The organism is Arsenicicoccus piscis, from assembly GCF_022568835.1.
GTDB classification, from domain to species: domain Bacteria; phylum Actinomycetota; class Actinomycetes; order Actinomycetales; family Dermatophilaceae; genus Arsenicicoccus; species Arsenicicoccus piscis.
Map to the genome: position 1 here is coordinate 159,592 of NZ_JAKZHV010000009.1, position 18,661 is coordinate 178,252.

The window sequence follows — 18,661 nt, forward strand, 5'->3', positions numbered from 1 at the left end:
CTCATGAACCACAACACATCTTGTAGTCCCCTTGCCCGCCGCGCGCTGGTCACCCTGGTGGCGTCGGGGCTCGCGGCCGCGTCGCTCGCCGCCTGCTCCGGCTCCGGCGGCGGTGACGGGTCGACCAGCCCCAGCGCTGCCGCTCCCGCCACGAGCGGTGCGACCCTCGCCATCGGTGTCGCCACCGACGAGCCGGGCATCAGCGTGAAGGAGGGGTCGAGCTACAGCGGCTTCGACATCGACACCGCGAAGTACGTCGCAGGCAAGCTCGGCGTGGGCGAGTCCAACATCGTGTGGAAGCCCGTCGCCAAGGCCGACCGGGAGTCCGCGCTGGCCTCCGGCGAGGTCGACCTGGTCGTGCAGAGCTACTCGATCACCGACGCGCGCAAGCAGAAGGTCGACTTCGCGGGCCCGTACTTCGAGGCGAAGCAGGACCTGCTGATCCGCCGCAACGACGAGACCATCTCCAGCCCGGAGACGCTCGACGGCAAGACCCTCTGCTCGGTCAAGGGGACGACGTCGGCGGCCTTCGTCAAGCAGCGTTACGCCGGCAAGATCACGCTGCGCGAGGTGCCCTCGCTCTCGGAGTGCGTGCGCAGCCTCGCCGCCGGTGACGTCGACGCCGTGACCGACGACGACCTCATCCTCGCCGGCTTCGCCGCCACCCCCGAGTACAAGGGCGTCCTGCGGGTGCTCGGCAAGGGGTTCAGCGACGAGACCTACGGGATCGGCGTCAAGAAGGGTGACTCCGCCATGGTCGGCAAGGTGAACTCCGCTCTCAAGGAGTACATCTCGTCCGGCGCCTGGAAGAAGTCGCTCAACGAGACCGTCGCCCCGTCCGGCTACTCGGTCCCGGCCGCGCCGACCGTCGGCTGAGCGTGGAGCAGCAGCGCAGCCCGCTGGGCTCGGTCCTCGCCGAGCACCCGCCGTTCGACGCCCTCGGCGACGACGAGCGGTCCACGCTCGTCGCGGCGGCCGACGTCCACGGCTACCCAGCGGGCGCGCTGGTGCTCGACGCGTTCAAGGACGCGTCGGCTGCGGTCTACGTGGTGCTGTCCGGGCAGGTCGGGCTGTGGCACGACCCGGCGCGTCTCAACGAGGAGCCGGACGAGATCGTCTCCCCCGGAGGCTTCTTCGGCTTCTCGGCGCTGCTGAGCGAGCGCTCGGTGGGGCCGCGGGCGACCGCACTCGTCGAGAGCGAGGTCGCCCGGCTGCCCGGATCGATCGCGGCGAGCGCCTTCGAGACGCGTGAGGGCGCGCGGTTCCTAGCCGAGCACGTCGCCTCGGCGTTGGTGGGCACCCCGCCGTTCCCGAGCTACGGGATCGTCGACGAGCTGCTGAGGACGCGGCCGCTGATCGTGCCCGCGACGATGCCGGCGGACGAGGTGGCCCGGCTCGTCTCCGAGCGGGGCGTGCCGTGCGCGATCGTCGAGCTGCCAGACCACTCGCTCGGTGCCGTCACCGATCGTTCTCTGATGCAACGGATCCTGCTGGACGGGCTGCCGGTCACCGCGCCTGCCGGAGACGTCCTGGCCCCGCCCCCGCCACGCGGTGAGCTGGGCGAGTCCGCGGCGGACGTGCTGATCCGGATGCTCGAGTCGGACGCCGACGTCGCGCTGATCACCGACCCGCGAGGTGCGCCGCAGGGGGTGGTCAGCCTGCGCGACTTCAGCCTCTCCCCCGCCACGGCCGACGTGGCGCTGCACCAGCAGCTGCGGCACGCGACCACGCTGGACGAGCTGGCCCTGCGAGCGCGGGAGGCGCCCGGCCTGCTCGACCGCCTCTTGCAGCGCGGGCTCGCCAGCGGCAAGGTCATCGCGGTCTACTCCAACCTGGTGGACACCACCATCCGCCGGGCGCTCGAGCTGGCGTTCGTCGGTCGCCCCGACCTGCCGATGGAGGCGTTCACGTGATCGCGTTGGGCAGCAACGGTCGTCGTGAGGCGGTGCTGTCCTCCGACGTGGACTCCGCTGTCGCCTTCGTGGACGGGACCACCGACGAGCAGATGGCCGCGTACCGAGCGGTCTTCGCCACCGTCGACGTGACCCTCGCCAACGCCGGGCTGACCAGCGACAAGCACGGGGTGAGTGCCCGCAGCGCCGCCATGTCGCGCACCCACACCCAGTGGCGCGAGGCGGCCCACCACTGGCTGCTCGACCCCGCCGAGGACAAGGGCGCGATCATGACCTCGCTGCTGGTCGACGGCCGTCCGATCTACGGCGACCCGGGCCTGGCCGCGATCAGCACCATCTTCCGAGACCTGCGCGAGCACCCGCTGACGATGCGGCTGCTGCTGATCGACGCGCTGGCGCGGCGCGCCACGCTGCGCTCGGCCCGCGAGGCTCCCTGGCGGCGCTCGGCCCACTTCGACATCAAGGGTCATGCGCTGCTCCCCCTGGTCAACCTCGCCCGGTGGTCCGGTCTCACCGCCCGCTCCACCGCGTTGTCGACCGTAGACCGTCTCCACGACGCCGCGGGCACGCCGCTGCTGCCGGACGACACGGCACGCACGCTCGCGGAGGTGTTCGAGGTGTTGCAGCGGTTGCGCCTGCGCTACCAGCTGCTGCAGCTGCAGGAGGGGCGTCGGCCCTCGGACGAGGTGACCTTCGACCTGATGTCCCCCATCGACCGCAGCATCGTCGTCCAGGCCGTGCGCGAGATCTCGACCGCTCAGCGGCGGATGGCCAACGTCGCGCAGTTCGTGGATGCCTCGGAGTGGACGTTGCCGGAGCCGCACTGATGCGCCACGCGGTGATCGGGGACGTGGGTGGGCACGCCCACGACCTCTGGGCGGAGGTCGAGCGACTGGGCGGTGACCCGCGCTCGGGTCGGCTCCCTGACGACCTCGTCGTGGTGCAGGTGGGTGACCTGGTCCACCGCGGCCCGCACTCCGAGGAGGTCGTCGCTGTCGTCGACCGGTTCCTGCAGCGCTCCCCCGACCGGTGGCTGCAGCTCGTGGGCAACCACGAGGCGCAGTACCTGCGTGAGCCGGCGTTCGAGTGGCGCCAGTGGGTGAACGCCCGCGCCAGGGCGACCTTGCGGGGGTGGTGGGCCGACGGCCTGATGCGGGTCGCCGCGGCGCTGCCCGGGTCCCCGGCTGCATCGGCCCCGTCCGGGCCCGGCGGAACGGCAAGCACCTCTGGCGTTCTGGTGACGCACGCCGGGCTGACGCAGACCTTCTGGCGGGACGACCTCGGGTCGCCGTCGACGGCGGCGCAGGCCGCTGACGCGCTGAATGCGTTGGGCCGCAACGATGCTGATGTCATCTTCCGACCCGGTGTGATGCTCGGTGGACGGCATGACCACGCCGCCGGTCCGCTCTGGGCCTCTGCCGGTCAGGAGCTGTTGCCGGGCTGGCTGGGCGTCTCGATGCCGTTCGACCAGGCGCACGGCCACTCGTCGGCCTACGACTGGCAGCGGGGGGTCTACCGGACGGTGCCGGAGGTGGTCGGACGCACCACCCTCGACCACGACGGGGGCCACGAGACCACCCACCTCGACGGCGGGCGCATCGTCGGCGTCGACCCCGGCCACGGCGCACAGGCCCACCACACCTGGCGCGCCTGGGAGCACCGGCCGCTCAGCGCCGGCGCGTGAGCCTGCGCACATCCCGGCGTCGGTCGCCGCGAGCCCGGTGCGTGCCGCGCAGCCGGTGTCCCCGTGGCATCCGACTGTCCCCACGACGCGGCTTCAGGAATGGTTCAGCGGACCGGGCCGATGGTGGGTCGATGCACCGCCGCCAACCCCGAGGACCACGATGAGCAGCTCCCTGCCGGCCACCCCAGACCAGGTCCCGCCCGAGCCGGCCTCGTCCGGAGCGGACAGGTCGCGCCCGCTCACGTCCCGGCCGGGGCCGGTCGCGCTCGGCGGCGCTGCGCTGCTGGCCGCAGGGACGGCGCTGGGGACCGTGGTCACCGAGGAGGGTGCCCGGGCGACCGGCGAGCTGCATCTGGACCAGCTGATCGCCGCCGACCGCGAGGCGCCCCTGATCGCTCTGGCCCGGGCGATCGACGTCGGGCTTGGCCCCGTGGGCGCCCCGATCCTGCTGCTGGTGCTGTGCCTCGCCGTGGCGGTCAAGAACCGTTGGGCCGCAGTGGTGCTCGGCGGTGTGACGCTCACCGGCTGGTTCTCGGTGGCGCTCGGCAAGATCGTCTTCGCCCGGCACCGGCCGCCCATCGACGAGGTCCACGCCCTGGTGCACGAGACGGGGGTCGACAGCTACCCGTCGGGGCACACCGCGTTCGCGGCGGCCCTCGTCGCGGGGGTGGTCCTCGCGCTGCGCGTCTCCGGGCGGTCTACCCGCTGGGCGTGGTGGCTCGGCGTCCCCTTCGTCGTGGTGGTCGCCGCCTCCCGCCTCTATCTCGGGGCGCACTACCTGAGCGACGTCGTGGGCTCGAACCTCTACGTCGCCGGCAGCGTCCTGCTCCTCAGCGCACTCCTGTCGAGCCTGATCACGCGATGGGGCTCCCGGCGCGAGACGATGGGTCGGTGACACCGGCCTCCTTGCGTACCCGGTGGCGGGTCCGATCGCTGCGCTTTCGCATCGTCGCCGTCACGGCTGCCGCCGCGACCCTCGCGATCGTGCTGGCCCTCGGGGCCTACCTACTGACCCTGCGCACCATCCTCGACAACACGGCCACGACGGCCGCCACCGATCAGGCCGGCCGGGTCGCCGCCCAGCTCGCCGATCGTCCTGGGGACCCCTCGAGCGTCCTGCAGGCCGTGTCCGCGCAGGGCTCGATCCTGCAGCTGCTCGACGGTGCCGGTCGGGTGATCTCCTACAGCGACAGCGCGGGCGCCACGCAGCCCCTGGCCGGCCTGCGTCCCGCTGCCGGCCAGGTCCAGAGCGCGCAGGTCGACGGGGTCCCCACCGACGAGCACGAGCCCTATGTGGTGGTGGCGCGCGGTCTCAGGCCCTCCGAGGGGCCGCCGGGAGGCACCCTGCTCGTAGCCACGCCGGTGCAGAACGAGACGGTGCTCATCGAGGGGGCGAGCATCGCGCTCGGCCTGCTGGCCCTGCTCCTGTTCGGCGGGCTCCTCTGGCTGATCAACCGGGTGCTGTCGAGCGCGCTCGGCCGGGTCGAGCGAATCCGGTCGTCGGTGGCCGAGATCGGGGCGACCCGGTCCGACTTGCGCGTCCCCGTGCCCTCCGGTGACGACGAGATCACCCACCTCGCCGAGACGATGAACGCGATGCTCGACCGCCTGCACGAGGCGGACGCGGCCCAGCGCGCGTTCGTCAGCGACGCGTCGCACGAGCTGCGTAGCCCGCTGACGGCCATCCGGATGATCGCCGACACCTCGGCCGGGGGCATCGACGCCGACGGCACCCGCGTCGTGCGGGCCGAGGCACTGCGCCTGCAGCACCTCGTGGACGACCTGCTCACCCTCGCCAAGATCGACGACACGGCCGCGGTGCGCCCGCACGTCGAGGTCGACCTGGACGACCTGCTCATCGACGAGGCCCGTCGGCTGCGCGCCACCGGCACGCTGCGCGTGGAGGCCCAGATCGAGGCCGCGCGTCTCGAGGGCGACCCGGTCCAGCTGGCCAGGGTGGTGCGCAACCTCGTCGACAACGCCTCGCGGCACGCCCGGACCGCGGTGCGGCTCGGCTGCGCCGCCACGGCGGACGGCTCGGTGACCGTCACGGTGGACAACGACGGCGAGCCCGTGCCGCTCGACCGGCGCGAGGCCATCTTCGACCGGTTCACCCGGCTGCAGGACTCACGCGACCGAGACACCGGCGGCAGCGGGTTGGGCCTCGCCATCGTCCGGGCGCTGGTCGAGAGCTACGGCGGCACCGTGGTCACCACCGAGACGCCTGAGGGCCGGTGCCGGTTCGAGGTGCGGATCCCGGGCTGAGGGGCTCGGCTAACGGTCTACGGCGTGGAGGCGGTAGCCCCGACCACGGACCGTCTCGAGCGACTCGACCCCGAACGGCACGTCGATCTTCTTGCGCAGGTGCCCGACGTAGACCTCGACGATGTTCTCGCCGCCGTCGTAGGAGGCGTCCCAGACGTTGTCGAGGATCTCGGCCTTGGACACGACGTCACCGGTGTGGCGCATCAGGAACTGCAGGACGGCGAACTCGCGAGCGGTCAGCGCGATCGGCTCGCCCCCGTGCGTGACCAGGTGCTTGGCGGGGTCGAGCACCAGGCTGCCTGCCTCGAGCGCGGACGGCCGCTCCGGCGCACCGCGACGCATCAGCGCTCGCAGGCGGGCGACGAGCACGATGAAGCTGAACGGCTTCGAGAGGTAGTCGTCCGCGCCGAGGTCGAACGCGTCGGTCTGGTCGTACTCGCCGTCCTTGGCCGTCAGCATCAGGACGGGCGTCCAGATCTGCAGCTCGCGCAGGTTGCGCAGCACGTCGTAGCCGTTGCGCCCGGGCAGCATGATGTCGAGAACGATCACGTCGTAAGGGTTTTCGGTCGCCAGCCACTGACCGCTCACGCCGTCGTGGGCGACGTCGACGACGAACCCCTCGTTGACGAGCGCCTTCTTCAGCGGCAGCGCGATGTTGACGTGGTCCTCGACGACCAAGACCCGCATGACGGTCCTCCTCGTGGCTCTGTGCGCTGGTTGCGACGCTCGCTCGTGGCTCGATCGCTCGTGGCTCGATCGCTCGTGTCGAGCGCGAGGTTAGCGATCGGCGGCTGAACGATTTCTGAACGGACCGTGGTTCGCGAGCTCCTCGAGCGCAGCGCCGTCGAGCCGCTGGCTGGTCCAGGCGGCCAACGGGTCGGCGCCGATCGAGCGGTAGAAGCCGATGGCGGGGGCGTTCCAGTCCAGGACCGTCCACTCCAGCCGGGTGTAGCCGCGCTCGACGCAGCGGCGCGCGAGCGTGGCGAGCAGCGCCTTGCCGAGGCCCGACCCGCGATGGGCGGGCTCGACGAACAGGTCCTCGAGCCAGATCCCGTGCCGACCGGTCCAGGTGGAGAAGGTCAGGAACCACACCGCCATCCCGACCACGCGGCCGTCCGTCTCCGCGACGTCCGCGTAGACCGCCGGCTCGCCGTCCGTGGGAAACAGGGCCTCCCGAAGGTCCTGCTCGCTCGCCTGCGCGGCCTCCGGCTCCTTCTCGTAGACCGCGAGCTCGCGCACGAGCCGGACCAGGTCGGGGACGTCGTCGGGGGTTGCGGGGCGGATCATGATGCCGAACCTAGCGGACGACCACGTCGGCCACCGCTGTCCTGCCGTAGACCCAGAGCATCAGCTCGATCGGGGCACCGCGGACCACGGTGCGCACCGGCCCGCGGGTGACCTGGGCGCTGCGACCGTCCGGGACCTCGAGCACCAGGCCCGGCGTGCGGCGGCGGTGCAGCATCCAGGCGGCCACCCGCAGCCGCCGCCAGAGCGCGTCCTCGAGCGGGGCGTCCGGTGCCGGACGCTCCACCCGGTTGGGTCGGGCTACGTCCTCGGTGTGCACGACGTACTCCCCCAGCGCGTGCCGGTGACCCTCGAACCGGTCGCCGGCCATGCAGGCGATGCCTCCCCCGCCGTGCCGCAGCTGCGCGACGAGCTCGGGATAGGACCACCGGGCCCGGACCCGCGCGGCGCGCCGGGCGCCGAAGTCGGCCAGCCGGTCTACGTCCATCGCGGGCCACGCGAGCGGATCGTGCTTGAGCGTCCACAGGTGCACGGCCAGGTCGTGCGCGTCCCACCCCTCGCAGAGCGTCGGGGCGTCCGGGGACACCTGGTCGAGGACGTCGCAGAAGGCAGCCAACTGGCGATCCCGCAGCTCCTTGCTCACCGGCGCGCGCCGTCAGCGGATGCGGAGGACGCCGACCTGGCCGGTGGCGCCGGCGCCCCAGCAGGTGCCGCCCGGGACGCACTTGACCGCGTGGAAGCCCTGGTCGCTGAGCCGCTGCCAGGTCCGCCCGCCGTCGCGGGTGAGACTGGTGCCGGAGGACCCGCGGTAGGTGCCGGTGGCGATGGCGACCCGGTGGCCACCACCGACGAACGCGACGTCCTCGCCGACGTGGGTGAGGTCGATGCCACCCGTCCAGGTGCGTCCGCCGTCGCGGGTGTAGGCCGCCGCATCGGTGTTGTCGGTCGGGTCGGCGAAGTCCCCGCCCACGACGATGCCGTGGCGTGGGTCCGCGAATGCCAGGGCGAAGCCACCGGCCGCGTCACCTGCGGGGATGGCGCTCGCGGCCGTCGTCCAGGTGCGCCCTCGGTCGTCGGAGCGCAGCACCCGGGACTGGGCGCCGCCGGTGATGATGAACGCCGAGCGACCCGCGGTGACCAGGCAGTCACCGCTTGCGGCGAAGGCGCCCTCGCCGGTCGTGTCCGGCATCCCGACCGAGGGCAGCACGGACCAGGAGCGGCCACCGTTGCTCGTCGACAGGATGCGGAACTTGCCGTCGACGGGATCGCTCACGGCGAGCCCGTGGCGTCCCCCGGGATAGAACGCCATGCAGTCGTAGAACGCGTTGGCGTCGGTGTTGCGGAACGACTCGGTCCAGGTCCGGCCGTCGTCCGTGGACCGGTAGATCCGTGACGCCTCCCCCGGCCCGATGGTGAGGACGTTGACGGCTCCCCCTGCGACCTCGACGTCCCGGAACGACAGGCCGGTCGTCCCTGGCGGCGTGCGGTCCACCCACGAGCGACCCCCGTCGGTCGTGTGGAAGATGCGCGCCGCCCCGTCCGTCAGGCTCTCGCCGGTGACCCAGACTTCCGTGCGGCTGACCGCCGCCAGGCCGCGGAAGTTCTGGTCGGCGTCGAGCACCGTGACCCGCCAGCTGCCGTGGCGGCGCTGGCCGGTGTCGGTGGCTGGGGCGTGGTGGGTGGCTGGTGCCGTGGTGGCTGCTGGGGTGGCCTGGGCGGCTGGGGTTGCTGGGGTGGCGGTGGCCACGGCGGGAGCGGCGCCGAGCACGAGGAGGGACGACACGAGGGCGGTTCCGATTCGTCGCATTCCCGAACGATCCTCCAGCCGCCAGACCTTGTCCAGACCCTGCCGGCGTCGTTGGCCTTGGACGTCGGGCCGCGTCGTGGCGCGTCGGAGCTCGTCGAGGTGGCAGTTGGCGACCGAGATGGCGGTTGGTCACACGACTGGCGTCGAGATGGCGGTTGGCCACTGAGATGGCTGGTGTACCAGCCGTTTCGGTGGCCAACTGCCGTGTCGACGGGGTGGGGGTGGCTAAGTGCCGTTTCGGTGGCGAAGTGCAGTGTCGACGGGGACGCGGTGGGACGGGAGGAGCCGGTGGGGCTACAGCGGGACGACGGCACGGACGGTGGTGAGCAGTCTGCCGTCGGCGACGAAGGCTTCGACGGCGTCCAGCTCGTCCGAGAGGTAGACATCGGGGCCGGGTCCGGTGACCACGTCGCCGAGTGCGGCGAGGACGGCGGTGCCGGCCGGGCCGGGCTGCAGCGGAGCGCGCAGGGCGAGGGCGCGGGTGGCGGCCAGGAGCTCTACGGCGAGGACGCGACGCAGACCGTCGACGCCCTGGCGCAGCTTGCGGGCCGCGTGCCAGCCCATCGAGACGTGGTCCTCCTGCATCGCCGAGCTGGGGATGGAGTCGACGGACGCGGGGACGGCGAGTCGCTTGAGCTCGGAGACGATCGCGGCCTGGGTGTACTGCGCGATCATCAGGCCGGAGTCGGTCCCGGGGTCGTCGGCGAGGAACGGCGGCAGGCCCTGGGACCGGGCGACGTCGAGCATCCGGTCGGTGCGCCGCTCGGCCATCGACGCCACGTCCGCCACCGGGATGGCGAGGAAGTCCAGCACGTGGGCGACGGGGGCGCCGTGGAAGTTGCCGTTGGAGGCGATGGTCAGGTCGTCGAGCACGACCGGGTTGTCGATCGCTGCGGCCAGCTCGCGGTCGGCGACCAGGGTGGCGTGGCTGATGGTGTCGCGCAGCGACCCGGTGACCTGCGGAGCGCAGCGCAGCGAGTACGCATCCTGCACCCGCGTGCAGTCCGTGCGGTGGGACGCCGTCATCGGCGAATCAGCCATGACCGCAGTCATGTTCGCTGCGCAGCGACCCTGGCCGGGGTGCGGGCGCAGCGGCTCGTGCAGGGCTGCGCGGAAGGCCTGGTCGGTGCCGAGGAGGGCTTCGGTGGACAGCGCCGCGGTGACGTCCGCAACGTCGGCGAGCTCGCGCAGGTCAGCCAGCGCGAGCACCAGCTGGCCGAGCATGCCGTCGGTGCCGTTGATGAGCGCCAGGCCTTCCTTCTCGGCCAGCACCACGGGCTCGATGCCGGCCGCGGCGAGCAGCTCGCCGACCGGAAGCTCGACACCGTCGGGACCGGTCGCCCTCCCCTCGCCCATCAGCACGAGGGCGCAGTGCGCCAGCGGCGAGAGGTCGCCGGAGCAGCCCAGCGAGCCGAACTCGCGCACCACCGGAGTGATCCCGGCGTTGAGGATCGCGAGGTAGGTGTCGAGCGTGCTGGGTCGGATGCCGGTGTGGCCCGAAGCCAGGGTCTTGGCGCGCAGGAACATCAGCGCCCGCACCGTCTCGCGCTCGACAGCCGGACCCATGCCGGCGGCGTGCGATCGCACCAGGGATTGCTGCAGCTTCGCGCGCTTGAACGCGGGGATGTGGGTGGTCGCGAGGGCACCGAACCCCGTCGAGATCCCGTAGACCGGGGTGTCGGACGCGGCCATGGCGTCGATCGCACCACGCACCCGCTCGAGCTCGGCGCGGGCCTCTGAGGCGAGCTCCACGCGGGCGTCGTGCCGGGCCACGGCGACGACGTCGGCGGGCGTGATGCCGCTGCTGGCGAGGGTGACGGTCGACCGAGTCGTGTTGGACATCAATGCTTCTCCTTGTGGTGCACCAGTCGACCGCGGCGGATCGTGGCCCACGACAGCGGCATGCCGGGGCGGTAGGCGAGGTGGATGGCGGCGGGCGCGTCGAGGACGTGCAGGTCTGCGCGTGCCCCGACGGCGATGGAACCGACTGGCAGAGCGGCGGATTCGCCTGACTCGACGTCGCGTCGCAACGCCTTGGCCCCGCCGAGCGTGCCGGCGGTGATCGCTTCGTCGAGGGACAGCCGCTGCTGCAGCACGGCGGTGGCGACGCAGAACGCCATCGAGCTCGTGAAGCTCGTGCCGGGGTTGCAGTTGGAGGCCAGCGCGATCGTGGCGCCGGCGTCGACCAGCCGACGTGCCGGGGCCAGCGGCGCCCGCGTCGACAGGTCGCACGCCGGCAGCAGCGTGGCAACGGTGTCGGAGGACGCGAGGGCGTCGACGTCGTTGTCCGAGAGGTGGTTGCAGTGGTCGACGCTGGCCGCGCCGAGCTCGACGGCGAGGGCGACGCCGCCGCTCTCGCCGAGCTGGTTGCCGTGCACCCGCAGCCCGAGTCCTGCTGCGGCACAGGCTTGCAGGACGCGTCGAGACTGCTCGACGGTGAACGCGCCGGACTCGCAGAACACGTCGGCCCACTGCACGTAGGGGCGCACCGCCTCGAGCATCGGCCCGCACACGAGGTCGACGTAGTCGTCCGCCGACGAGGCCTCGGCCGGCACCAGGTGGGCACCGAGGAAGGTGACGGTGTCCAGCACCCCCGTCTCGACCAGACCGGCGGCCAGCCGCGCCGCCGCGACCTCGCCGTCGACGTCGAGGCCGTAGCCCGTCTTGGTCTCCAATGTCGTGGTGCCGCCCGCCTCCGCCTCGCGCACCCGCTCGACGACCAGGCGGGTCAGCGTGCACTCGGACGTGGCGCGGGTGGCTTCGACCGTGACGCCGATGCCCCCAGCCGCATAGGGACGGCCGGCCATGCGCGCGTCGAATTCGCTGGACCGGTCGCCGGCGAAGACCAGGTGGGTGTGCGAGTCGACCCAGCCCGGCAACACGGCGCGGCCGCCGACGTCGAGACGGTCGTCGGCGTCGGGTGCGTCGGCGCGCGCACCCACCCACGCGACCTGCTCGCCGTCCAGCACGACCGCCGCGTCGGTGAGGATGCCGTCGGGGCCGCGCGAGGGGTCTACGGTCCAGAGCTCGGAGATCCCGGTGACCAGCAGCGAGCTCATCGCTCGCTCTCCCCGGTTCCGTGAGAGTCGTTGTCCCGCATGGGGATCCGCACCCCGCGCTCCTCGGCCACCTCGACGGCCCGGTCGTAGCCCGCGTCGGCGTGCCGGATGATGCCCATGCCCGGGTCGTTGGTGAGCAGCCGCTCGAGCTTCTGGGCCGCGAGCTCGGTGCCGTCGGCGACGCCCACCTGGCCAGCGTGGATCGACCGGCCGATGCCGACGCCGCCGCCGTGGTGGATCGACACCCAGGTGGCGCCCGACGACGCCGCGGTGAGGGCGTTGAGCAGCGGCCAGTCGGCGATCGCGTCGGACCCGTCGATCATGCCCTCGGTCTCGCGGTAGGGCGAGGCGACCGATCCGGAGTCGAGGTGGTCCCGACCGATGACGATCGGCGCCTTGACCTGGCCGGTGCGCACGAGCTCGTTGAAGAGCAGGCCGGCGCGGTGCCGCTCGCCGTAGCCGAGCCAGCAGATGCGGGCCGGCAGACCCTCGAACTCCACGAACTCCGCTGCGGCGTCGAGCCATCGGTGCAGGTGCTCGTTGTCGGGGAACAGCTCCTTGAGCGCACGGTCGGTCACCGCGATGTCCTCCGGGTCACCGGAGAGGGCGACCCAGCGGAACGGGCCGAGACCCTCGCAGAACAGCGGTCGGATGTAGGCCGGGACGAACCCCGGGAAGGCGAACGCGCGCGCGTAGCCCGCCTGACGCGCCTCGTCGCGGATCGAGTTGCCGTAGTCGAAGACCTCGGCGCCCTCGTCCTGCAACTCCACCATCGCCTGCACCTGGGCGGCCATCGACTCGCGCGCCTTCTTGGTGAATCCCTCCGGGTCAGAGGCGGACTCGCGGGCCCAGTCCTCGAGGGCGATCTCGGCCGGCAGGTAGCTCAGCGGGTCGTGCGCCGACGTCTGGTCGGTGACGACGTCGATGGTGACCTCGCCCGCGCGGTGACGACGGAGCAGCTCGGGGAAGACGTCGGCGGCGTTGCCGACCAGGCCGACGGAGAGCGCCTCGCCGGCCTGCTTCGCGCGAATCGCCTTGGCCAGCGCGGCATCCAGGTCTGTCTCGACCTCGTGCAGGTAGCGCTTGGCCTGCCGCCGACGCAGCCGGCTCTCGTCCACGTCGACGACGATCACGACGCCGCCGTTCATGGTGACGGCGAGCGGTTGCGCTCCGCCCATGCCGCCGCACCCGCCGGTGAGGGTGAGGGTGCCGGCCAGCGTCGGCGTGGGGATCCGCCCCTCGTCGTGCAGCTTGCGGGCCACGGCGGCGAACGTCTCGAACGTGCCCTGCAGGATGCCCTGGGTCGCGATGTAGATCCAGGAGCCGGCGGTCATCTGGCCGTACATCGTCAGCCCCTCGGCCTCGAGGGCGCGGAACTGCGGCCAGGTGGCCCAGTCACCCACGAGGTTGGAGTTGGCGAGCAGCACGCGCGGGGCCCACTCGTGGGTGCGGAGGACGCCGACCGGCTTGCCGGACTGCACCAGCAGCGTCTCGTCGTCGGCCAGGTCGCTCAGCACGCGGACGATCGCGTCGAACGCCTCCCAGGACCGGGCGGCTCGCCCCGTGCCGCCGTAGACCACGAGGTCGTCGGGACGCTCGGCCACCTCGGGGTCGAGGTTGTTCATGAGCATGCGCAGCGGCGCCTCGGTCTGCCAGCTGCGGGCCGTGAGGGTCGTGCCGCGCGGTGCGCGGACCGGGCGTGCTCCGGGCAGGGCCATGGGTCGCTCCTCTGGTCGGCGGGTGGGCCCGCGTCGGTGCGGCCCTCCCCCAGCCTCGCGGACGGTCTACGGCAGGGGTGGGAGCCGGTGCGAGATTCCGTCTGGGATCACAGACTCCAGCACGCGGGCCCGCTCACAGCCCGCGCAGCCTCCGGGCCAGCTGGTCCGCGACGGCGCGGGCCTCGTCCGCGAGCGCCGCCCGTCGGTCCTCGTCCACCGCCTCGGTCGGGAAGGTCAGGGCCACCGCGGCGGCGGGCAGGCCGAGGTGATCGAGCGTCGGCACCGCGACGGAGGACAGTCCCTGCGTGATGTCCCCGTCCTCGACGGCGTGACCGCGGCTACGGGTGGCCTGCAGCTCGGCCCGCAGCCGCCGCGCACTCCAGGCGGGGCCGTCGCCGCGCGCGACGAACGCGGCACGGTCGGGGTAGAGCGCCCGCACCTGGGCGGCGTCCAGCACCGAGAGCATGGCCCGCCCGGACGCCGTGAGGTGGGCCGGCAGCCGCACCCCCACGTCCGAGACCAGCGAGGGGCGCCGGGAGGCGCGCTCCTCCACGACGTAGACCACGTCCCGCCCGTGCAGGACCGCGAGGTGCGCGCTCTCCCCCACCCGGTCTACCAGGCCCCGCAGCAACGGGTGCCCGAGCCGCGCCAGCGGCGCCTGCCGCACGTAGGCCGACGACAGCTCGAAGGCGCGCAGCCCGAGCCCGTAGAGCCGCTCCTCCGGCAGGTGCACCACGAAGCCCTCGTCCTGCATCACCCGCAGGAGGTGATAGGTGGTGGACCGGGGCAGGTCGAGCGCGGCGGCGATCTGGGCGGCCGACACCGGTCCCCGCCGCGTGGCGAGGTGACGCAGCACCTGCAAGGTCTGCTGCGCGGCCGGCACCTGGCTCCCCATGGCGGCCGAGCCTAGCGAGGTGGGCTCGTAGGATGGCGAGGTCTGCCCAAGGAGGAGCGAGATGACGGACGCACCGCGTGTTGTGGCCACCCCGGCGGGGGTCTGGTCCGGCCGGGACGACGGGCCCGGCGCCGAGCACCGCCGGTGGCACCACCTGGTGTCCGACGACGACGCGCCGGGCGGTGTCGCGCTCGTCGGCTTCGCGAGCGACGAGGGGGTCCGGCGCAACCACGGCCGCCCCGGTGCGGCGCAGGGCCCGGACGCACTGCGGGGCGCGCTGGCCTCGATGGCGGTCCATCCTGGGGCGCCGCGCGTCGTGGACGCGGGCACGGTCGTCGTGGCGGGTGAGGACCTGGAGGCGGCTCAGGACGCGCTCGGTGAGCAGGTGGGCCGGCTTCTCGACGCCCATGACCTCGTGGTCGTGCTGGGCGGCGGGCATGAGAGCGCCTGGGGCAGCTATCTGGGGCGGACCGCTGCGCAGCGGCTGCGCGGCCGGCGCGTGGGCGTGCTGAACCTGGACGCGCACTTCGACCTGCGCCGGGCCGGGCGGCCGACGTCGGGCACGCCGTTTCGGCAGATGGCGGACGCCGATGCCGCGGCCGGCCGCCCGTTCGCCTACACGGTGCTCGGCATCGCCGAGCCGTCGAACACCGAGGTGCTCTTCGTCGACGCGCGCGAGCTGGGCGTGCGCTGGCTGACCGACGAGCAGTGCACGCCGCGCCGGCTGGCCGCCGTCCTGAGCGAGGTGGATGCGCTGCTGGCCCGGGTCGACGTCGTGCACCTGTCGATCGACCTGGACGTGCTGCCCGCCGCGGTGGCACCCGGTGTCAGCGCGCCGGCGGGCCTCGGCGTGCCCCTAGAGACGGTGCACGAGGTGTGCCGGCACGTCGCGGCCAGCGGCCAGCTGGTGCTCGTCGACGTGGTCGAGCTGCTGCCGCGCTTCGACGTCGACGGCCGCACCGCGCGCACGGCCGCTCGACTCATCGACACCATCGTGCGCGCAGCAGCAGCGGCTCCATCCACCCAAGACCTGACCCACCAGGAGGACTCGTGAACGACCAGCAGGACGGCGTCTGGACCAGCGAGCAGGTCATCACCTGTCAGGACGACACCGTCGGGCTGCGCGCGGTGATCGCCGTGGACGACACGACCCTCGGTCCCGGTTTCGGCGGCGTGCGGTTCAAGGCCTACCCGTCCACGGCGGCGGCCGTCGAGGAGGCGCAGCGCCTCGCCGCGGCCATGACCTTGAAGCACGCCCTGGCCGAGCTCCCTTACGGCGGAGCGAAGTCCGTCATCATCGACGACGGGCTGCACCGCGACGGGTCGGATCGTCAGGCCCTCGTGGCTCGGTTCGGGTCGTTCGTCGCTCGCCTCGGTGGGCTCTACATCCCGGGCGTGGACATGGGCACGACGCTCGCCGACATGACGCTGATAGCGCAGCAGGGTGCCAAGGTCTACTGCGCCGACCAGACCGACCCGACGTAAGGCGAGCCACGGCGGCACGACCAGTATCTCTGGACCCGGCACTGACCGGGCGGGACGGGTTGCACACCCGTGCGTGCGGGTACTTCCCGAACGAGCAGGCCGCGCTGACGGGCCCAATCAGCTCAGACGTCACCGGTTTCTGGAGCCGGCCTCTCAGCGTGGGAGGTGTGAGTACTCCTCCTCACAACTGGGGCACTTCTCGCGCCCTTCGTGGTCCTGGAAGGGCACGAAGAACACGCCGCACAGTGCACGCGAGGCCTTCCCCTCCACCACTCCGGCGGGGATGTGGGTCTTCTCGGCGTAGTGCGCATGCACGCCAGGCGCTGACGGGACCATCTGGCCAGCCTCATTGGCAGCCTTCAACTCGCAGCACCGGTCTGTCCAGTGGCCCGGCTCTCCCATGTTCGAATAGCAGTGTGCCGCGTCCGTGTCCCACCCCTGCTCAGGGGGGTCGATCGCGCCGAGCACACGTGTGACCAGCGGCCACGCCAACGGTCAAGTCCCGGGTAGTGGTGTAGCGGTGGGTGTTCCTTCGTTGGGGGTCAGGCTGTGAGGGCGGGCAGGTTGTCGCCTCCGATCTCGGGGCCGGTGTCGGTGTCGGTGTCGGTGATGAGGTTGATGCGGCAGCGGGCGAGGACGTCGAGGCCGAGGTAGCGGCGTCCTTCGGCCCATTCATCGGTTTGCTCGGCCAGGACGGCTCCGATCAGGCGCACGATCGCTGCCCTGTTGGGGAAGATCCCCACGCTGTCGGTGCGGCGGCGGATCTCGCGGTTGAGGCGTTCGGCGGGGTTGTTCGACCAGATCTGGTTCCACACGTCTTTGGGGAAGGCGGTGAAGGCGAGGATGTCCGCGCGGGCGGCGTCGAGGTGCTCGTGGACCTCGGGCAGCTTCCCGTCGACGTAGTCCAGCAGCCGGTCGAACTGCGCCTGGACGGCGTCCTTGCCGGGCTGGTCGTACACGCTGTGCAGCATCGCTTTCACGGCCGGCCACATACTCTTCGGGGTCACCGACATCAGGTTCGCGGCATAGTGGGTGCGGCAGCGTTGCCAGGTCGCGCCGGGCAGGTTCGCCGCGATGGCCTCGACCAGGCCTTGGTGGGCGTCGGAGGTCACCAAGCGGACGCCGGTCAGGCCGCGGGCGGTCAGGTCGGCGAAGAACTCGTTCCACGCCGGCCCGGTTTCACTGGTCGCGATGCGGAGCCCGAGGACTTCGCGGTGCCCGTCGGCGTTGACACCGACCGCGATCAGCGCGACGGCGTTGACCACGCGTCCGCCTTCGCGGACCTTCATCGTCAGCGCGTCCGCGGACACGAACGTGAACGGCCCTGCGTCGGCCAGGGGCCGGTGGCGGAAGTCCTCGACGATCTGGTCCAGATCACTCGCCATCCGTGACACTTGGGACTTGGACAGCGAGTCGATCCCCAACGTCTTGACGAGCTTGTCCATGCGGCGGGTGGACACTCCGGCGAGGTAGCAGTCGGCGACGACGGTGATCAGCGCGGACTCTGCCCGCTTGCGGCGCTCGAGGAGCCACTCCGGGAAGTAGGTGCCTTGCCGCAGCTTCGGGATCGCGACATCCACGGTCCCGACGCGGGTATCGAGGTCGCGGTGGCGGTAGCCGTTGCGTTGCGCCGTCCGCGAGGCGCTGGGTTGGCCGTACTCGGCCCCGACCACCGCGTCGGCGTCCGCGGACAGCAACGCGTTGATCATGGTCTGCAGCAGGCTGCGCATCAGGTCCGGCGATGCTTCGGACAGGGCTTCACTCAGCAGGCCGGCAGGGTCGACAATGTGTGGTGCGGTCATCGTGATGACTCCGTTCGAGGATTCTGTGGAAGGTTGACTCGAAGGATCACGCGGTGGCCGCACCCACGTCCACTACCGGGACGAGGACAGCGACCGCGCTACACCACTATCGGGGACTCAACTACGCCAACTTCGAGGTGATCCATCGATCCGCGAATGTAAACGTCACCTCGACGTCGTCGGTCGGAGTCCCCTCACGGACAGGCACGACCTCGATCACGACTCGTGCCAGGACAACATCATCCTTCTCGTCCAGCCGATCCGGCAGCGGGTGTATCACCTCGAACGAGGTGTGCCCGCCTGCGTGCACCTCTTCCAGGGCAGTTACGACACGCCTCTGTACATCCAGATTCCAGAGCGTCAGGGCGCGACTCGCCATTTCCCGCTAGCCCAGAGATTTCATCTGTGATGTGACCGTTGAACGCGAGAAGTGCCCTTGACCTGCAAGGATGTCGCTTGCGACAGCTGATATCCACGAGGTTCGAAGGGCACTTCTCAGGTGAGTAAGCGTAGCGGTCTGTACCCGCGTGTCCGAGTCGACACCGCCGCTGTCCCGGCGGTCGCTCACGCCGGTGGAGCGTTGCTCACCAAGACGGCGCGGGTCTCGGGGATCGACCGGTGCCTCAGTGATGCATTGGCGCCGTGGTGTAAGCCGCTGGCCAGGCACGATCCGGCGAAGGTGCTGCTGGATGTGGCGATCTCGTTGGCATTGGGTGGGGACGCCTGCCGGGATGCCGCCCTGTTACGGGCCGAACCGGGAGTGTACGGGCCGGTGGCCTCGGACGCCA

At 71.8% G+C, this 18,661-nt stretch carries 18 protein-coding genes and 1 pseudogene; 9 read left to right on the top strand and 10 right to left on the bottom strand.

The window, feature by feature from the left end; translation table 11 throughout:
- The first annotated feature begins 3 nt into the window (after positions 1-3).
- From MM440_RS15050 to MM440_RS15075, 6 genes are all read left to right on the top strand, one after another.
- Complete coding sequence (locus MM440_RS15050; protein WP_241445328.1) at positions 4-876, top strand: glutamate ABC transporter substrate-binding protein; 873 nt, start codon at positions 4-6, stop codon at positions 874-876.
- A 2-nt stretch (positions 877-878) separates the two neighbouring features.
- The gene (locus tag MM440_RS15055; RefSeq protein ID WP_241445329.1) at positions 879-1,913 is read left to right on the top strand and encodes a CBS domain-containing protein; all 1,035 of its coding nucleotides are present in this window, start codon (positions 879-881) and stop codon (positions 1,911-1,913) included.
- Positions 1,910-2,740 carry a putative nucleotidyltransferase substrate binding domain-containing protein gene (locus tag MM440_RS15060; protein ID WP_241445330.1) on the top strand — a complete coding sequence of 277 codons (831 nt, stop codon included), beginning with the start codon at positions 1,910-1,912 and terminating at the stop codon, positions 2,738-2,740. Before MM440_RS15055 ends, MM440_RS15060 begins: the two co-directional genes overlap by 4 nt.
- Positions 2,716-3,597 (top strand): metallophosphoesterase, encoded by an 882-nt coding sequence (locus MM440_RS15065; protein ID WP_241445331.1) that lies wholly within the window; start codon positions 2,716-2,718, stop codon positions 3,595-3,597. The genes MM440_RS15060 and MM440_RS15065 overlap by 25 nt, the downstream gene beginning before the upstream one ends.
- A gap of 160 nt (positions 3,598-3,757) precedes the next feature.
- Positions 3,758-4,492: a phosphatase PAP2 family protein gene (locus tag MM440_RS15070; protein ID WP_241445336.1), complete on the top strand. Its 735-nt coding sequence runs from the start codon at positions 3,758-3,760 to the stop codon at positions 4,490-4,492.
- Complete coding sequence (locus MM440_RS15075; RefSeq protein WP_241445338.1) at positions 4,489-5,862, top strand: sensor histidine kinase; 1,374 nt, start codon at positions 4,489-4,491, stop codon at positions 5,860-5,862. The genes MM440_RS15070 and MM440_RS15075 overlap by 4 nt, the downstream gene beginning before the upstream one ends.
- A gap of 9 nt (positions 5,863-5,871) precedes the next feature.
- Here the strand turns inward: MM440_RS15075 and MM440_RS15080 are convergent, their stop codons facing one another.
- From MM440_RS15080 to MM440_RS15115, 8 genes are all read right to left on the bottom strand, one after another.
- A complete protein-coding gene (locus MM440_RS15080; RefSeq protein WP_241445340.1) occupies positions 5,872-6,549 on the bottom strand; it encodes a response regulator transcription factor in 678 nt (225 codons plus the stop codon).
- A gap of 90 nt (positions 6,550-6,639) precedes the next feature.
- A complete protein-coding gene (locus tag MM440_RS15085) occupies positions 6,640-7,149 on the bottom strand; it encodes a GNAT family N-acetyltransferase (RefSeq protein ID WP_241445342.1) in 510 nt (169 codons plus the stop codon).
- 10 nt (positions 7,150-7,159) lie between these two features.
- A complete protein-coding gene (locus tag MM440_RS15090) occupies positions 7,160-7,750 on the bottom strand; it encodes a maleylpyruvate isomerase family mycothiol-dependent enzyme (RefSeq protein ID WP_241445343.1) in 591 nt (196 codons plus the stop codon).
- A 12-nt stretch (positions 7,751-7,762) separates the two neighbouring features.
- Positions 7,763-8,914 carry a WD40/YVTN/BNR-like repeat-containing protein gene (locus MM440_RS15095; protein WP_241445358.1) on the bottom strand — a complete coding sequence of 384 codons (1,152 nt, stop codon included), beginning with the start codon at positions 8,912-8,914 and terminating at the stop codon, positions 7,763-7,765.
- 294 nt (positions 8,915-9,208) lie between these two features.
- Entirely contained in the window at positions 9,209-10,756 is a 1,548-nt protein-coding gene (hutH, locus tag MM440_RS15100; RefSeq protein WP_241445359.1) for a histidine ammonia-lyase, read from the bottom strand.
- Complete coding sequence (gene hutI / locus MM440_RS15105) at positions 10,756-11,973, bottom strand: imidazolonepropionase (RefSeq protein WP_241445367.1); 1,218 nt, start codon at positions 11,971-11,973, stop codon at positions 10,756-10,758. The genes hutH and hutI overlap by 1 nt, the downstream gene beginning before the upstream one ends.
- Positions 11,970-13,691, bottom strand: coding sequence for a urocanate hydratase (gene hutU, locus MM440_RS15110; RefSeq protein WP_241445369.1), 1,722 nt, complete (start codon positions 13,689-13,691; stop codon positions 11,970-11,972). The genes hutI and hutU overlap by 4 nt, the downstream gene beginning before the upstream one ends.
- Positions 13,692-13,824: 133 nt before the next feature.
- Positions 13,825-14,586, bottom strand: coding sequence for an IclR family transcriptional regulator (locus MM440_RS15115; protein ID WP_241445371.1), 762 nt, complete (start codon positions 14,584-14,586; stop codon positions 13,825-13,827).
- 61 nt (positions 14,587-14,647) lie between these two features.
- Here MM440_RS15115 and hutG point away from each other — a divergent pair, with 61 nt between their 5' ends.
- Both hutG and MM440_RS15125 read left to right on the top strand, forming a co-directional pair.
- Complete coding sequence (gene hutG, locus MM440_RS15120; protein ID WP_241445373.1) at positions 14,648-15,640, top strand: formimidoylglutamase; 993 nt, start codon at positions 14,648-14,650, stop codon at positions 15,638-15,640.
- Positions 15,637-16,071, top strand: a complete 435-nt coding sequence (locus tag MM440_RS15125; protein WP_241445375.1) for a Glu/Leu/Phe/Val dehydrogenase dimerization domain-containing protein — start codon at positions 15,637-15,639, stop codon at positions 16,069-16,071. Before hutG ends, MM440_RS15125 begins: the two co-directional genes overlap by 4 nt.
- A 153-nt stretch (positions 16,072-16,224) precedes the next feature.
- Here the strand turns inward: MM440_RS15125 and MM440_RS17655 are convergent, their stop codons facing one another.
- Positions 16,225-16,473: a DUF3039 domain-containing protein gene (locus MM440_RS17655; RefSeq protein ID WP_420914175.1), complete on the bottom strand. Its 249-nt coding sequence runs from the start codon at positions 16,471-16,473 to the stop codon at positions 16,225-16,227.
- Between the two features lie 140 nt (positions 16,474-16,613).
- A complete protein-coding gene (locus tag MM440_RS15130; RefSeq protein WP_241441527.1) occupies positions 16,614-17,873 on the bottom strand; it encodes an IS256 family transposase in 1,260 nt (419 codons plus the stop codon).
- 499 nt (positions 17,874-18,372) lie between these two features.
- On the opposite strand from MM440_RS15130, the pseudogene MM440_RS15135 reads away from it, so the two are divergent.
- Positions 18,373-18,661, top strand: a pseudogene (locus MM440_RS15135) (IS1380 family transposase); the annotation flags it as partial.

Excerpts from the sequence above, each read along its gene's own strand:
- MM440_RS15050 (WP_241445328.1), top strand. The coding sequence starts at position 4 with ATGAACCACAACACATCTTGTAGTCCCCTTGCCCGCCGCGCGCTGGTC.
- MM440_RS15070 (WP_241445336.1), top strand. The coding sequence starts at position 3,758 with ATGAGCAGCTCCCTGCCGGCCACCCCAGACCAGGTCCCGCCCGAGCCG.
- MM440_RS15080 (WP_241445340.1), bottom strand. The coding sequence starts at position 6,549 with ATGCGGGTCTTGGTCGTCGAGGACCACGTCAACATCGCGCTGCCGCTG.
- MM440_RS15085 (WP_241445342.1), bottom strand. The coding sequence starts at position 7,149 with ATGATCCGCCCCGCAACCCCCGACGACGTCCCCGACCTGGTCCGGCTC.
- MM440_RS15095 (WP_241445358.1), bottom strand. The coding sequence starts at position 8,914 with ATGCGACGAATCGGAACCGCCCTCGTGTCGTCCCTCCTCGTGCTCGGC.
- hutH (WP_241445359.1), bottom strand. The coding sequence starts at position 10,756 with ATGTCCAACACGACTCGGTCGACCGTCACCCTCGCCAGCAGCGGCATC.
- hutI (WP_241445367.1), bottom strand. The coding sequence starts at position 11,973 with ATGAGCTCGCTGCTGGTCACCGGGATCTCCGAGCTCTGGACCGTAGAC.
- hutU (WP_241445369.1), bottom strand. The coding sequence starts at position 13,691 with ATGGCCCTGCCCGGAGCACGCCCGGTCCGCGCACCGCGCGGCACGACC.
- MM440_RS15115 (WP_241445371.1), bottom strand. The coding sequence starts at position 14,586 with ATGGGGAGCCAGGTGCCGGCCGCGCAGCAGACCTTGCAGGTGCTGCGT.
- hutG (WP_241445373.1), top strand. The coding sequence starts at position 14,648 with ATGACGGACGCACCGCGTGTTGTGGCCACCCCGGCGGGGGTCTGGTCC.
- MM440_RS17655 (WP_420914175.1), bottom strand. The coding sequence starts at position 16,473 with ATGGGAGAGCCGGGCCACTGGACAGACCGGTGCTGCGAGTTGAAGGCT.
- MM440_RS15130 (WP_241441527.1), bottom strand. The coding sequence starts at position 17,873 with ATGACCGCACCACACATTGTCGACCCTGCCGGCCTGCTGAGTGAAGCC.